This is a genomic window from Massilia aerilata, assembly GCF_042656905.1.
Classification (GTDB): domain Bacteria; phylum Pseudomonadota; class Gammaproteobacteria; order Burkholderiales; family Burkholderiaceae_D; genus Telluria; species Telluria aerilata.
Genome location: NZ_JBHSMZ010000016.1, coordinates 278,156 through 291,232, shown reverse-complemented (window position 1 = coordinate 291,232; position 13,077 = coordinate 278,156). Strand labels below are relative to the sequence as shown.

Below are 13,077 nucleotides of genomic sequence, written 5' to 3'. Positions count from 1 at the left end.
GCTCAGTGCAATCACGACTTGTGCATGCCGCCCATCAGCAGGCCGATGCGGGTGGTGTCGAATTCGTCGATCGGGAGAATGCCGGTGATGCGCCCGCCCGACATCACGAGGATGCGGTCGGCCAGCGCGCGCACTTCTTCCAGCTCCACGGAGGAGAGCAGGATCGCCACGCCCTCGTCGCGCAGGCGCAGCAGCTGGGTGTGGATGCTCTCGATGGTGCCGATGTCGACGCCGCGGGTCGGCTGGCCGACCAGCATCATCTTCGGTTTGGCCGCGACTTCGCGCGCGATCACGACCTTCTGCTGGTTGCCGCCCGACAGAAGCCCGATACGCAGGTCCGGATTGTTCGGACGGACGTCGAAGGCCTGCATCAGGCCGGCGCAACGCTGGGCGATCTTCTTGAAGTCGAACAGCCCCCAGCGGTTCTTGACGTGGTCCTGGTAGCCGAACACGGTGTTGTGCATGACCGAGAAATCCTTGATCACGCCGTCGCGCAGGCGGTCTTCCGGCACGTGGCCGATGCCCAGCTCGCGGAAGGTGGCCGGCAGGCCGTCGGCGTTCGCGCGGCCGGCATAGGGCAGGGCCGATCCGAGGAATTCGACCTTGCCGCTGGTCGGCAGGCGCATGCCGGACAGGATCTCGAGCAGCTCGCTCTGGCCATTGCCGGACACGCCGGCGATCGCCACCACTTCGCCCGCGCGCAGGGTGAAGTCGATGTCCGAGAGGAGGGCGACGCCGTTGGCGTCCTTCAGCTGCAGGTTCGAGACCTTCAGCACGTCGGCGCCCGGATTGAAGGGCGCGCGCGGCAGTTCGCTCTGGATCGGTCGGCCGACCATCATGTTGGCCAGCTGCTCCTTCGAGGTTTCAAGCGTCTTCACGGCGCCCACCACGCGGCCGGCGCGCATGACCGTCACCTCGTCGGTGATGTCCATGATCTCCTGCAGCTTGTGGGTGATCAGGATGATGGTCTTGCCCTGTTCCTTGAACAGGCGAAGGATCTCGAACAGCGACGCGGTTTCCTGGGCGGTCAGGACGGCGGTGGGCTCATCGAGAATCAAAATGTTGGCGCTGCGGTAGATCTGCTTGAGGATCTCGACGCGCTGCTGCGCGCCCACCGACAGGTCGTGGATGGTCGCGAGCGGATCGACGTCGAGGCGGTAGCGGTCGCAGATCTCGCGCAGCTTCGCTTCCACGGCGCCGCGCTTGGCGGCCAGCTTGAAGCCGCCCTCGTTGCCCAGCATGACGTTGTCGAGCACGGTCATGTTCTCGACCAGCATGAAGTGCTGGTGCACCATGCCGATGCCGAGCGCGATGGCCTCATGGCTGGTGCGGATATCCTGTGCCTGGCCATCGATCAGGACCTGGCCGCTGTCGGCATTGTAATAGCCATACAGGATGCTCATCAAAGTCGACTTGCCGGCGCCATTTTCACCGATCACGCCATGGATCGAGCCTTTGGCGATCGAGAAGCTGACGTCGGCATTCGCCTGCACCGCCCCGAAGGCTTTGCTAATGTTGCGAAATTCTACGGCTGGCTGCATAGCGATCTGTAGTCAGTAAATATAAGAAGCATTATTCAAAAACGCGCCGCGCCGGTTTTACCCAGGCGCGGCGCGCTTTGTTTAAATCGGATTGTGCTTACTGCGGGCAGGAACCGGCGGTGCGGTAGTCGACCACCTTGATCTTGCCGCTGATGATGTCGGCCTTGGCCTGGTTCACGCGCTTTTCCATTGCCGCGGAGACGACGGCGCGGTTGTTCTTGTCCAGTGCCCAGTCGACGCCGCCTTCCTTCAGGCCCTTGTAGGTCACGCCCGAGGCGAACTGGCCGGCTTTCGCCTGCATCAGCGCATCGTAGGTGGCGTTGCCGACGTTCTTGACCATCGAGGTCAGCACGGAACCCGGCTGGATGTCGTTCTGGTTGGAGTCGACGCCGATCGCCAGCTTGCCCTTGGTCTTGGCCATCTGGATCACGCCCAGGCCCGAACCGCCGGCCACGGCGAACACGACGTCGGCGCCGCGGTCGAACTGGGCACGCGCCAGCTCGCCGCCCTTGGCCGGATCGTTCCAGGCCGCGGCGGTGGTGCCGACCATGTTCTGCTGCACGTCGATCTTCGGATTGACGGCCTTGGCGCCCTGCGCATAGCCGCATTCGAAGGCGCGGATCAGCGGGATGTCCATGCCGCCGACGAAGCCGATCTTGCCCGACTTGGCCGCCATCGCGGCGGCGACGCCGACCAGGTAGGAGCCTTCCTGCTCCTTGAACAGGATCGAGTTGACGTTCTTGCCGGTGGCGTTACCGTCGATGATCACGAAGTGCACGGCCGGGAATTCGGCGGCGATCTTCTGCACGGCCTGGGTCTGCGAGAAACCGACCGACACGATCAGGTCCAGCTTCTTGCGGGCGAGGCCGCGCAGCACCTGCTCGGCCTGGGTGTCGCTGCTGGCCTGGGCTTCGAAGACGTTGATGCCGTTCTGCTTCTTGAAGCGCTCAATGCCTTCGGCTGCCGACTGGTTGAACGACTTGTCGAACTTGCCGCCGGCGTCGTAGACGATGCCCAGCTTCGGCGCGCCTGCTGCGGCCGCACTGCCGGCGACGCACAGCGCCGCGATCATCATACTGAGTTGCTTGAATTTCATGTAAATGGCTCCTGGAATCCTGATATTGTACCCGGCGCAACGGCTGCGATGGGAGGCGGCAAAGCAAGGACCAGCAGTCCGCGGCGCTCTGCCAGCGGATTGTGTCAAATCTCGTTCTATCTTGTAGTTACGATTTGTATCGCGGTCGAGGCCGGGCGCTTAAGTGCAGTCCGGAGACCTTCAGCTTTGCAAACTATGCATCAGCACGTTTATTCGTGGCAAATACGATTTTACTTCGCAATTTATTTAGTTGAAATATAAATAGTGCTATTTTTCAGGTGTTTCTTACAGAAAACCACATGTGTTGGCGTATGCGTAAGGACAACACCTGGCAATTTGGCGTAGCGCTGCGCTCTACTTGCCTGAGAGGGGAAGCTCGGCCGTGGCCGCCGCCAGCGGCAGCGTGGCAAGGACGGGCATGGCGATCGGGGCCGCGTCGGCGGCCACTGCGAGGGCAGGCGCGGGAATCGCCGCGCCGGGCGGCGGCAGGAGGACCGGCGCCGCGTCGATCGCGGCGGCGGCGATGGCTGGAGCGGGAATCGCGCCGACGGAAATGGCCGCGGCCTGCACCTGCACCTGGAGCGAATCGGCGCCCGGGCTGCCGGCTGCCGCCGCTTCGCGGAGCGGCTTGTCGAACTGGGACGTCAGGAAATTCGCGATACGGCTCTGCGTGCCTTCCAGGTAGGGGATGTTCATGTGGTCCGACTCGGGCACGATGTCGTCGCCGCACAACTGGGCCAGCTTGGCCACCAATTGATCGGTATGCGAATGCGGCACCACGTCGTCGCTGGCCGCGCGCAGCACATAGGTCGGCGCCTTCAGGGCCGGCGCATACTTGATCGACTCGAAGCGGTGGCGCAGCATGTACTCGATCGGCATCACGCGGAACTTGCGCTTGGCAATCGCCAGGATCGAATCGTAGGGCGTGATCAGGACCACCGAATGCGCCGGGCGCTCCTTGGCCACCTGCACCGCCACGCCGGAACCCAGGCTGCGGCCGACCACGGCGATGCGGCGCGAGTCCACATGAACGCGCGCGGCCATCCAGTCGAACAGCATGCAGCCATCCTCGACCATCTGGATTTCCGCCGGCACGCCATGCGATTCGCCATAGCCGCGGTAATTCACGGCCAGCACGGCCATATTGGGGAAAAGCTTGCCGGCATCGCGCACCACCCAGGAGACTTCCTCGGAGCGGCCGCCGAAATAGACCACGGCCGGATGCGGGCCCGGCATCTTGGGCGTCATCAGCCAGCCGCAGAGACGGGTGCCGTCGGCGGCGCGCAAGACCACGGGACGGGTGCGGTGGCCGCTGCTGCGCGGGCTTTGCACTTCGCGTTCGACGGTGGGATTGAACACCAGGCGGCGCTGGTTGGCGGCGACCGCGGCCGTGAGGCCCAGCCACAGCATGCTGGCAAAGCCAGCCATTCCAGCCGCTACTTTTTTCCGAGTGTCCATGCTACCAGTCTACCTCTGCCATCTTGAAACGGTCTGTGCGTTCGGGGACAAAGCCTGATGACGCGCGCGACATCCGCAAATGCGTTGCCATAACACAACAATATCATGCCTGGCGGGAAGGTGCAGAGGACGGCATGCTTACGAAGCGGCCGTGTCGTTGAGCGCCTGATAGCGCAGGTGCTGGCTCGGGATCAGCCTGGGCGGCGTCGGGCAATTGCAGACGCACTCGTCGTTCTCCAGCGCGGCCAGCCTGCCGTCGAAGCGCTCCGGGGTGCGTGGCCCCGTACAGCGGATGGTGCCGGTGGCGCCGCAGCTGTGGCAGCAGACTTCGTCGCCTTCGAGGGCGACGCGGGCGCCGTTGATCGAGATCGTGCTCGAGGCCGTGGTGACGACGCCGTTGGCGGTCGTGCGGGCGCCCAGGGTGATGAGATGGCGTTTCATGATCCCATGGTGCCATCCCCATCGGGTCCGGCCTTGCTCCTGATCGGTTAAGATGGACTGTCATGATGATTCCTTCTGTACCGACTGGAGACGACGTGCACTACCTGCTGATGTATGAACTGGCGCCCGACTACCTGGCGCGCCGCGGCGAATTTCGCAACGAACACCTGAAACTGGCCTGGGAAGCCGAACAGCGCGGCGAGATCGTGATCGCCGGCGCCCTGGCCGACCCGGCCGACTACGCCGTCCTGCTGTTCACCGGCGATTCGCCGGAAGTGGCCGAGCGCTTCGCCAAGGCCGATCCTTATGTGACCGAAGGCCTGGTGAAAACCTGGATCGTGCGTCCGTGGACGACGGTTGTCGGCAAGGACGCCAGCACGCCAGTGCGTCCGGAGTAATCCGAAAACGCCGGCGAATTCCTACTTCGCCGGCAGCAGCTTCACGACCAGGTTGTGGGTCGTGAGCGCAAACGAGCCGTCCGGCGCGCGCGCCACGCCGACCGGGCGGTCGAGGCCGCCGGGCAGGGCGCCCAGCGCGATGCCCTGGCGGCCGGCCACCCCCGCCACCGTGCTGGTCACGTTGTCGAGGTTGATCCTGCGGATGGTGGCGTTGCCGGTGTCCGCGATATACAAATCGTTGCCCTCGACCGCAATGCCGCCGGGCGCGCACAGCCGCGAGACCGTGGGGCTGCCGTCCGCCGCTCCGCACTGGCCGGCCTGGCCGGCCAGGGTCGACACCTCGCCGTTCGGCTTGATCATGCGGATGGTCGAATTGCCGGTATCGACCACGTACACGTTGTCCCATTCGTCCACGCCGACGTCCTGCGGATTGCAGAAACGCGCCGTGCCGCCGCGTCCGTCGGCGCTGCCGCACACGCCCGGCGAGCCGGCCACCGTGGTGACGTTGCCGGCGATATCGATGCGGCGCACCGTGTGGTTGCCGGTGTCGGCGATCCACAGGTTGCCGCGGCGGTCCAGGACGATGCCTTTCGGACTGCAGAACTGGGCGCCGGTGGCGCGCCCGTCCAGGCTGCCGCAGATGCCGTTGCCGGCCACCGTGCCGACCGCGCCCGCCGGCGTAATCTTGCGCACTACCGAGTTGCCGGTATCGGTCAGGTAGACATTGCCCTGCGCATCGGCACTGAGCCGGGAGGGCTGGTTGAAGCGTGCGGCATTGCCGTCGCCGTCCGCGTAGCCGACCGCGCCGCGGGCGCCGGCCAGAGTCGTGACCGCGCCCTGCGGGGTCAGCTTGCGGACGGTGGCGCTGGCCGGCTCCGCCACATACAGGTTGCCGGCGGTGTCGGCGGCGATGCCTTCCGGGGCATTGAAGCGCGCCGCCGAGCCGGTGCCGTCCGTGGACCCGGTGCAGACGCCGCAGACGTCCCCGGCGATGGGGAAGAGGCCGGTGGCGCCCTGTGGCCGGTCGGGCCAGCTGGGCCAGTCCGGATGATTCGGCCAGGGATGGTCGCCGCCGTGCCAGACGACGCCGATGCCGATGCCGACGTCGCCACCGCAGCTGGCGAGTACTAGCGCGGCCAGCAATGCCGCGCAGCGCAATAGCGGTCTCATGAACATCTCTCCTCTTGATGACCCATTGAGCATAGCGGCCACGCGTGGCGCCGGTATGCGCGCACGCAAAGCAAAAAGGGCGCATTCGTGCAGTGGCCGGAATTCCGGCGTAAAAGCGACGGCGGCGCGGGTAGTGGCGGCGGATCTCATCCATTCGCTGAGGCGTGCCCCTGCTGAGGTAATATCTTCGCGCTAACAAAAACAAGCTGGAGACTTATGCACACTGTCGTCAACCTGTGGCCGCTGCTTGGCATTGCCGTCGTCGTCGCCGGCTTCCTGCTGCGCGCGAATCCGGTCCTGGTCGTGATCGCCGCCTGCGGCGTGACCGGCATCGCCGGCGGCCTGCCCGTGATGCATCTGCTGGAATCGCTCGGCACGGCCTTCGTCAAGACGCGCAACCTGCCCCTGATATTGCTGCTGCCGCTGGCGGCGATCGGCCTGCTCGAGCGCGCCGGACTGAAGGAGCATGCCCAGGCCAGCATCGCGAAGATCCGCTCCGCCACCACCGGGCGCCTGCTGACCGTGTACCTGCTGGTGCGCGAGCTGGCCGCCGCCTTCGGCCTGACCAGCCTGGGCGGCCATCCGAACATGGTGCGGCCGCTGGTGGCGCCGATGGCCGAAGCGGCCGCCGAAGCGCGCGGCGTGAAGCTGGACGAGGCGATGCGCCAGCGTATCCGCGCGATGAGCGCCGCCACCGACAACGTCGGCCTGTTTTTCGGCGAGGACGTGTTCGTGGCCTTCGGCGCCATCGTGCTGATGCAGACCATCCTGCGCGCCGAAGGGCTGGAAGTCGATCCGCTGCGCATGGCGCTGTGGGGCATCCCGACCGCGGTGACGGCCTTCCTCATCCACGCCTGGAATTTGCGCCGGCTCGACGCCCATATCCTGAAGGCGGCACGATGATCCTCGCGCTCGACGATTTCTACATCCTGGTCGGCCTGCTGTTCGCGGCCACGGCCATCATGAACCTGCGCGACCGGAGCAATCCGCGGCGCACCACGACGGCGCTGTTCTGGGGCCTGTACGCGCTGCTCTACCTGGCCGGCAGCCGCATGCCGCCCGCGGCCACGGGCCTCGTGATGATCGCGATGGCGCTGGTGGCGGGCTTCGGCCTGGTCAAGGGCGGCAAGGCCCATCTGCCGCCCGAAGAAACGCGCCGCGCCGGCGCTGCAAGGCTGGGCCACAAGCTGCTCGTGCCGGCGCTGGCGATTCCGGTGGTGACCATGATCGGGTCGACGCTTTTAAAGGACGTGCGCATCGACGCCACACCGCTGCTCGACCCGAAGAACCTGAGCCTGGTAAGCATGGGCTGCGCCTCGATGATCGCGCTGGCGCTGGCCTGCTGGTTCACGCGCGCGACGCCGCTGCAGGGCGTGCGCGAGGCGCGCCGCCTGATCGACGCCATGAGCTGGGCGGTGGTGCTGCCGCACATGCTGGCCGTGCTCGGGCTGCTGTTTTCCGAGGCCGGCGTCGGCAAGGCCGTGGCCCACATCACCACCTCGTACATCGACATGGATTCGCGCCTGGTGGCCTGCGCCGCCTTCTGCATCGGGATGGCGCTGTTCACGGTCGTGATGGGCAACGGCTTCGCGGCCTTTCCCGTCATCGCCGGCGGCATCGGGATTCCGGTCCTGGTGGGGGTGTATCATGCGAATCCGGCCGTGATGGCGGCAATCGGCATGTTCAGCGCCTACTGCGGCACCCTGATGACGCCGATGGCCGCCAACTTCAACATCGTGCCTGCGGCCCTGCTCGAGCTGCACGACAAGAACGCCGTGATCAAGGCCCAGCTTCCAACGGCGCTGCCGCTGCTGCTGGCGAATATCGTCCTGTTGTACTTCCTGATGTACCGATAAGCCCATGAAAACTGTCCTGCTGACCGGATTCGAACCCTTCGGTGGCGCCGCCATCAATCCTTCGTGGGAAGCCGTGCGCCTGCTGGACGGCTGGTCCGGCGACGGTTTCAAGGTCGAGGTGCGCATGCTGCCCTGCGTGTTCGGCGCCGCCGCCGAGGCGCTGCTGGGCTTCGTCGACGCGCTCCGCCCCGACATCGCAATCGCGGTGGGGCAGGCCGGCGGGCGGCCCGAGATCTCGATCGAGCGCATCGCCATCAACGTCGACGACGCGCGCTTCCTCGACAACGCCGGCCGGCAGCCGATCGACGTCCCCATCGTGGCGGACGGCCCGGCGGCCTATTTCACGACCCTGCCGATCAAGGCCATGGCGGCGGCGATCCGCGAGCAGGGCATCCGGGCCGGCGTGTCGCAGACTGCCGGCACCTTCGTCTGCAATCACGTGTTCTATGCGCTGATGCACCACCTGCGAGGGCAGGGGGTAAAGGCGGGCTTCATCCACGTGCCTTTCCTGCCCGAGCAGGCGGCGGCGTATCCGGTGCAGCCGACGCCTTCGATGACGCTGGAGGAGATCGTGGCAGGCTTGCGCGTGGCGGTGGAAGTGGCGGTGGCGACCGGTGCCGATCTGGTGCAGGCCGGCGGCGCCACGCACTGAGCTTCAGGCAGCCAGGCCTTTTTGCAGCACCTCGGCCACCAGCTCGTTCATCTCGACGCCGCGTTCTTTCGCCAGCTCCTGCAGCTGCTTGACCAGGTCGCCATTCAGCTTGACCGCGAAGGGCACCAGGCCGAGGGCGCGTTCGCGTTCGCGCTGTTCGCGGCGGTCGACCGGCGCTGCGGTGGCGGCGCCGAAGGCGGACCCGCGCGGGCCCGCCTGGTTCATCAGTTTCTTCGCGTCGTACTTGGCCAAATCGGTCTTTTTCATGTTTATTCCCCTTCCGGATTGACGATCTTCAGGAAAGCCCGCACCACCGGCGCATCGTCCTGGATCGGATAAGTAATGTACAGGTTCGCCGACGGCGGATTGCGCTTGATCGGCAGGAAGCGCACGCCCGGCCAGCCGATGCGCGCGGTGGTCTCCGGCATCAGCGCCACGCCCAGGCCCGCGCCGACCATCGCCAGCAGGGTTTGCGGCTCGGCCGCTTCCTGGAAAATGGTCGGCTGGAAGCCGGCGTTCACGCAGCACTGGACCAGGTAGCGCGGCTCGGCCGACTGGTCGAGGTGCAGGGTCAGCAGCGGCTCGCCGGCGATGTCCGTCAGGGCTATGCTGTCCTTGCGCGACAGCGGATGCTGGGCATTCACCGCCACGCAGTAGTTCTCCTGGAAGCACAGGTCCTGGCGTAGGTTGGCGTGTTTCAGCTCGTCCTCGTCGCGCTTCGGTTCGCGCCAGAAGCCGACGTCGATCTGCTTGCCGCGCAGGGCGTCCCACTGCTCGTCGGGGCCGAGTTCGTGGATGGTCCAGGTCACGCGCGGGAACTGGCTCTGGAACTGCTCGAGCAGGCCCGGGATCGGTCCCCACATCGCCGAGCCGACGATGCCCACGCGCAGGCGTCCGACTTCGCCGCGGTCGATCTGGCGGATGGTGTCGACCGCCATCCGCATCCGCCCCAGCAGGTCCGAGGCTTCCTGCATCAGGGCCTTGCCGGCCACGGTCAGCTCGAAGCTGCGGGTGGTGCGCGCGAACAGGCGCACGCCAAGCTCGCTCTCCAGCTTCATGATCTGCTGCGAAAGCGGCGGCTGCGAGATGTGCAGGCGCTCGGCGGCGCGGCTGAAGCTTTTTTCTTCGGCCACGGCGAGAAAGTATTTCAGCTGCTTCAGGTCGATCGACATATTGGTCCGCGAGTTAGTGAGCCAGGTGCGCCAGCGCCACGGCCAGCTGCGCGCCGACCAGGGCGTTGTTCTTGACCAGGGCGATGTTGGTGACGAGGCTGCGACCGCCGGTCAGTTCCTTGATGCGCGCCAGCAGGAAGGGCGTCACCAGCTTGCCCTTCACGCCTTGCTGGTCCGCTTCGCGCAGCGCCTGGGCGATGATGGCGTCGATCTCGTCGCTCTGCATGCTCGACGCTTCAGGCACCGGATTGCTGACCACGACGCCGCCGTCCAGGCCGAGCTGCCACTTGGTGCGGATGAAGCGCGCCTGTTCTTCCGGCGTGTCGAGCTGGAAGTCGGCCTTGAAGCCGCTGTCGCGCGTGAAGAAGGCGGGGAAGGCGGCTTGCCCGACGCTCACCACCGGCACGCCGTGGGTCTCGAGGTATTCGAGGGTCAGGCCGATGTCGAGGATGGACTTCACGCCCGCGCAGACGACGGCGACGCCGGTGTGCGCCAGTTCCTGCAGGTCGGCCGAGATGTCGAAGCTGGTCTCGGCGCCGCGGTGCACGCCGCCGATGCCGCCGGTGACGAAGACTTCGATGCCGGCCAGCTTCGCGCAGATCATGGTGGCGGCGACGGTGGTGGCGCCGAGCTTCTTTTGCGACAGCACGTAGGCCAGGTCGCGGCGGCTGACCTTGATCGCATCCTTGGCCTGGCCCAGCAGCTCGAGCTGCTCGTCGGCCAGGCCGATGCAGATGCGGCCGTCGATGATGGCGATGGTGGCGGGGACGGCGCCGGCGTCGCGGATCACCTGCTCGACTTCGCGCGCGGTCTGCACGTTCTGCGGGTAGGGCATGCCGTGCGAGATGATGGTCGATTCGAGGGCGACGACCGGCTTGCCGGCGGCGCGGGCGGCTTGTACTTCAGGGGAAAACTGGAGGAAGGCGTGCATGTTCAATCCTGGTGGTTCGTGTTCATGAGAGTGTCGGGTCCGAGCCGCGGGTGCACCGTCTCGGCCACGCCGAGGGTGAGCGCGGACAGCTTCAGGCCGCGGCGGCAGGCCAGTTCGAGGTCGTCGCCATCGTGGATCAGCGACCAGCAGACGGCGGCCGCGAAGGCGTCGCCGGCGCCGGTGACGTCGACCACCTCGGCGCCGTGCGCATACAAACGCACAATTTGATCTTCACCCGCGCCGCCGCGCGTGTACATCACGCCCTCGGCGCCGCGCGTGACGATCAGGTCGCGCGCGCCCTGGGCCCGCACTTCGGCCACCGCGGCGTCGAAATCCGTTTCGCCGGCCAGTTCGCGCCCGACCCGCGCCGCGAGCTCGCCGCGGTTCAGGATCAGCAGGCGCACGCCCGATAAATTTCTTGGCAGGCGCGCCATCTTCGGCTCCGACACCGCCACCAGCACCAGCGGCACTTCCGCGCGGCGGGCCTGGCCGATGACGGCGTCCACGCTGTCCAGCGGCAGGTTCAGGTCGGCCACCACCAGCGCGCTGGTCGCGATCCGGGTCTGGCAGGATTCGACGAAGGCCGGGTCGAGGCGCTCGTACAAGGCCATGTCGGCCAGCGCCACCACCATTTCGCCATCCTGGTCCAGCACCGCCGTGTAGGTGCCGCTGGCCGCGCCCTCGATCTGCAGGGTGCCGCCGGTATCGATGCCGAGGGCCTGCGCATGCGCGAGCAGGGCGGCGCCCGAGCTGTCCTTGCCGGTCGCCGTCAATAACGCAACCGGCATGCCGAGGCGCGCGAGGTTCTCGGCGATGTTGCGGGCGACGCCGCCGAAGGATTCGCTCTGGCTGGCGGGATTGGAGGTGTGCAGGGCGATGCCGGCCAGCGAACGCAGCTTGCGATCCAGGTTGGCCGCGCCGATGCAGGTGACCGGGCGGCGGTCCGGCAGCACGTAGGCACGCCCGAGCAGCTTGCGCTCGCGGATCAGGCCGGCGATATGGCCGGCGACGGCCGAGCGCGACAGGCCCAGGCTATCGGCCAGCTCCTGCTGCGAAATGAAGGGATTCGCGCGGATCAGTTCGAACAGCTGTTGTTTTTTTGAGTGCTCGGTCACGGTAATGGGCCTTAAAACGGATGCAAACAATTGTTTTCGATTTTAAACAATTGTTTGTCGAGCGTCAATGGGCAATGCTTCTGTCGCTATTTGCGCCGGGCAATACCATGTATGCGCAAGTCGATATGTAGGATAGCTTATTTATACCTTGTTCATATAAATCGAGCAGAAATTTGGTATTTGCCATACCAATCCACGATAATGCATAGTTCGATTTATTTGGTGCACCGGGCTCCCGCTTTAAGTGCAACACCTGCAGTAAAAAGCCTCCCCGGCTCACCAGCAACCGTATTCCATAAGCCCAATCCAGCGACATCACAAGGAAGCCATCCATGCTCAGCAACACCCCATTCGAAGCCGCCGACGTCATCCGCGCCCGCAAGCCCGGATTCACGCCGCGCGTGGCGCTCATCCTCGGCTCCGGTCTCGGCGTGCTGGCCGAGCAGATGACGGATGCCGTCGCGATCAGCTACGCCGACCTGCCTGGCTTCCCGATCAGCACCGTGCACGGCCATGCCGGCGAACTGGTGCTGGGCACCCTGGCCGGCGTGCCGGTCGCCTGCATGAAGGGCCGCGGCCACTTCTACGAAGGCTATGGCGCCAGCGTGATGACGTCCGCTGTCCGTACCCTGAAGCTGATCGGCTGCGAACTGCTGTTCGTGACCAACGCGGCAGGTTCGCTGCGTCCTGAAGTCGATGCCGGCAGCATCGTGGTGCTGGCCGACCACATCAACCTGCTGCCGGGCAGCCCGATGGCCGGCCCGAACGACGACCGCTTCGGCCCGCGCTTCTTCAGCATGGCCAATGCCTATGATGCCGGGACCCGCGACATGGTGAAGGCCGTGGCGGCGGAGAAGGGCATCACCCTGCATGAAGGCGTCTACCTGTCGACCCCGGGCCCGCACTTCGAGACGGCCGCCGAGATCCGCGCCTTCCGCACCATGGGCGCCGACGTGGTCGGCATGTCGGTGGTCCCGGAAGTCATCGCCGCCCGCCACTGCGGCTTGAAAGTCGCCGGCGTCTCGGCCATCACCAACCTGGCCGAAGGCCTGACGCCGTTCCCGCTGTCGCACGAGCAGACCCTGAAGTATGCTGCCGTTGCGGCCAAGGACCTGGTGGCCTTGATGCATGCTTTCATCGAACGCCTGGGCGCAACCGCTAACGCTTGATACGTCATCCCCGCGACCGCACGTCGTTCCCGCGAAGGCGGGAACCCAAGTTTGCAAGAGCAGTCGAAATGCAAACAA

At 66.0% G+C, this 13,077-nt stretch carries 14 protein-coding genes; 5 read left to right on the top strand and 9 right to left on the bottom strand.

The features are described from left to right. Window positions 1-11: 11 nt before the first annotated feature. The 4 genes from ACFPO9_RS20730 to ACFPO9_RS20715 all read right to left on the bottom strand — a co-directional run bounded on the left by ACFPO9_RS20730 (window position 12) and on the right by ACFPO9_RS20715 (window position 4,536). A complete protein-coding gene (locus ACFPO9_RS20730; protein WP_379774311.1) occupies window positions 12-1,541 on the bottom strand; it encodes an ABC transporter ATP-binding protein in 1,530 nt (509 codons plus the stop codon). 97 nt (window positions 1,542-1,638) lie between these two features. After that, the gene (locus tag ACFPO9_RS20725; protein ID WP_379774308.1) at window positions 1,639-2,637 is read right to left on the bottom strand and encodes a BMP family lipoprotein; all 999 of its coding nucleotides are present in this window, start codon (window positions 2,635-2,637) and stop codon (window positions 1,639-1,641) included. A gap of 354 nt (window positions 2,638-2,991) precedes the next feature. After that, entirely contained in the window at window positions 2,992-4,065 is a 1,074-nt protein-coding gene (locus ACFPO9_RS20720; protein WP_379774306.1) for an alpha/beta hydrolase, read from the bottom strand. A gap of 168 nt (window positions 4,066-4,233) precedes the next feature. Continuing rightward, window positions 4,234-4,536, bottom strand: coding sequence for a PAAR domain-containing protein (locus ACFPO9_RS20715; RefSeq protein ID WP_379774303.1), 303 nt, complete (start codon window positions 4,534-4,536; stop codon window positions 4,234-4,236). A gap of 95 nt (window positions 4,537-4,631) precedes the next feature. Between ACFPO9_RS20715 and ACFPO9_RS20710 the strand changes: the two genes are divergently transcribed. Further along, a complete protein-coding gene (locus ACFPO9_RS20710; protein WP_379775047.1) occupies window positions 4,632-4,934 on the top strand; it encodes a YciI-like protein in 303 nt (100 codons plus the stop codon). Between the two features lie 21 nt (window positions 4,935-4,955). Here ACFPO9_RS20710 and ACFPO9_RS20705 read toward each other — a convergent pair whose 3' ends face one another. Next, a complete protein-coding gene (locus tag ACFPO9_RS20705; protein WP_379774301.1) occupies window positions 4,956-6,104 on the bottom strand; it encodes an NHL repeat-containing protein in 1,149 nt (382 codons plus the stop codon). Window positions 6,105-6,320: 216 nt separating this feature from the next. Here ACFPO9_RS20705 and ACFPO9_RS20700 point away from each other — a divergent pair, with 216 nt between their 5' ends. From ACFPO9_RS20700 to pcp, 3 genes are read left to right on the top strand one after another with little or no spacing between them, the layout of a single operon-like run. Continuing rightward, window positions 6,321-7,007, top strand: a complete 687-nt coding sequence (locus ACFPO9_RS20700; RefSeq protein ID WP_379774299.1) for a DUF969 domain-containing protein — start codon at window positions 6,321-6,323, stop codon at window positions 7,005-7,007. Next, complete coding sequence (locus tag ACFPO9_RS20695; RefSeq protein WP_379774296.1) at window positions 7,004-7,960, top strand: DUF979 domain-containing protein; 957 nt, start codon at window positions 7,004-7,006, stop codon at window positions 7,958-7,960. The genes ACFPO9_RS20700 and ACFPO9_RS20695 overlap by 4 nt, the downstream gene beginning before the upstream one ends. A 4-nt stretch (window positions 7,961-7,964) precedes the next feature. Further along, window positions 7,965-8,612, top strand: a complete 648-nt coding sequence (pcp, locus tag ACFPO9_RS20690) for a pyroglutamyl-peptidase I (RefSeq protein WP_379774294.1) — start codon at window positions 7,965-7,967, stop codon at window positions 8,610-8,612. A 3-nt stretch (window positions 8,613-8,615) separates the two neighbouring features. On the opposite strand, the gene ACFPO9_RS20685 is transcribed toward pcp, so the two are convergent. From ACFPO9_RS20685 to ACFPO9_RS20670, 4 genes are read right to left on the bottom strand one after another with little or no spacing between them, the layout of a single operon-like run. Next, window positions 8,616-8,879, bottom strand: a complete 264-nt coding sequence (locus ACFPO9_RS20685; RefSeq protein ID WP_379774291.1) for a hypothetical protein — start codon at window positions 8,877-8,879, stop codon at window positions 8,616-8,618. Between the two features lie 2 nt (window positions 8,880-8,881). After that, on the bottom strand, window positions 8,882-9,784 hold the full coding sequence (locus tag ACFPO9_RS20680; RefSeq protein ID WP_379774289.1) for a LysR family transcriptional regulator: 903 nt from the start codon (window positions 9,782-9,784) through the stop codon (window positions 8,882-8,884). A gap of 13 nt (window positions 9,785-9,797) precedes the next feature. Then, the gene (locus ACFPO9_RS20675) at window positions 9,798-10,715 is read right to left on the bottom strand and encodes a pseudouridine-5'-phosphate glycosidase (RefSeq protein WP_379774287.1); all 918 of its coding nucleotides are present in this window, start codon (window positions 10,713-10,715) and stop codon (window positions 9,798-9,800) included. Window positions 10,716-10,717: 2 nt separating this feature from the next. Next, window positions 10,718-11,830, bottom strand: a complete 1,113-nt coding sequence (locus ACFPO9_RS20670) for a carbohydrate kinase (protein WP_379774285.1) — start codon at window positions 11,828-11,830, stop codon at window positions 10,718-10,720. Between the two features lie 332 nt (window positions 11,831-12,162). Here ACFPO9_RS20670 and xapA point away from each other — a divergent pair, with 332 nt between their 5' ends. After that, window positions 12,163-12,999, top strand: coding sequence for a xanthosine phosphorylase (gene xapA, locus ACFPO9_RS20665; protein ID WP_379774282.1), 837 nt, complete (start codon window positions 12,163-12,165; stop codon window positions 12,997-12,999). Window positions 13,000-13,077: the final 78 nt, after the last annotated feature.

What these genes read in the sequence shown, in the direction of transcription:
- ACFPO9_RS20730 (WP_379774311.1), bottom strand. Translation starts at nt 1,541, where the DNA reads ATGCAGCCAGCCGTAGAATTTCGCAACATTAGCAAAGCCTTCGGGGCG.
- ACFPO9_RS20725 (WP_379774308.1), bottom strand. Translation starts at nt 2,637, where the DNA reads ATGAAATTCAAGCAACTCAGTATGATGATCGCGGCGCTGTGCGTCGCC.
- ACFPO9_RS20720 (WP_379774306.1), bottom strand. Translation starts at nt 4,065, where the DNA reads ATGGCTGGCTTTGCCAGCATGCTGTGGCTGGGCCTCACGGCCGCGGTC.
- ACFPO9_RS20715 (WP_379774303.1), bottom strand. Translation starts at nt 4,536, where the DNA reads ATGAAACGCCATCTCATCACCCTGGGCGCCCGCACGACCGCCAACGGC.
- ACFPO9_RS20705 (WP_379774301.1), bottom strand. Translation starts at nt 6,104, where the DNA reads ATGAGACCGCTATTGCGCTGCGCGGCATTGCTGGCCGCGCTAGTACTC.
- ACFPO9_RS20700 (WP_379774299.1), top strand. Translation starts at nt 6,321, where the DNA reads ATGCACACTGTCGTCAACCTGTGGCCGCTGCTTGGCATTGCCGTCGTC.
- ACFPO9_RS20695 (WP_379774296.1), top strand. Translation starts at nt 7,004, where the DNA reads ATGATCCTCGCGCTCGACGATTTCTACATCCTGGTCGGCCTGCTGTTC.
- pcp (WP_379774294.1), top strand. Translation starts at nt 7,965, where the DNA reads ATGAAAACTGTCCTGCTGACCGGATTCGAACCCTTCGGTGGCGCCGCC.
- ACFPO9_RS20685 (WP_379774291.1), bottom strand. Translation starts at nt 8,879, where the DNA reads ATGAAAAAGACCGATTTGGCCAAGTACGACGCGAAGAAACTGATGAAC.
- ACFPO9_RS20680 (WP_379774289.1), bottom strand. Translation starts at nt 9,784, where the DNA reads ATGTCGATCGACCTGAAGCAGCTGAAATACTTTCTCGCCGTGGCCGAA.
- ACFPO9_RS20675 (WP_379774287.1), bottom strand. Translation starts at nt 10,715, where the DNA reads ATGCACGCCTTCCTCCAGTTTTCCCCTGAAGTACAAGCCGCCCGCGCC.
- xapA (WP_379774282.1), top strand. Translation starts at nt 12,163, where the DNA reads ATGCTCAGCAACACCCCATTCGAAGCCGCCGACGTCATCCGCGCCCGC.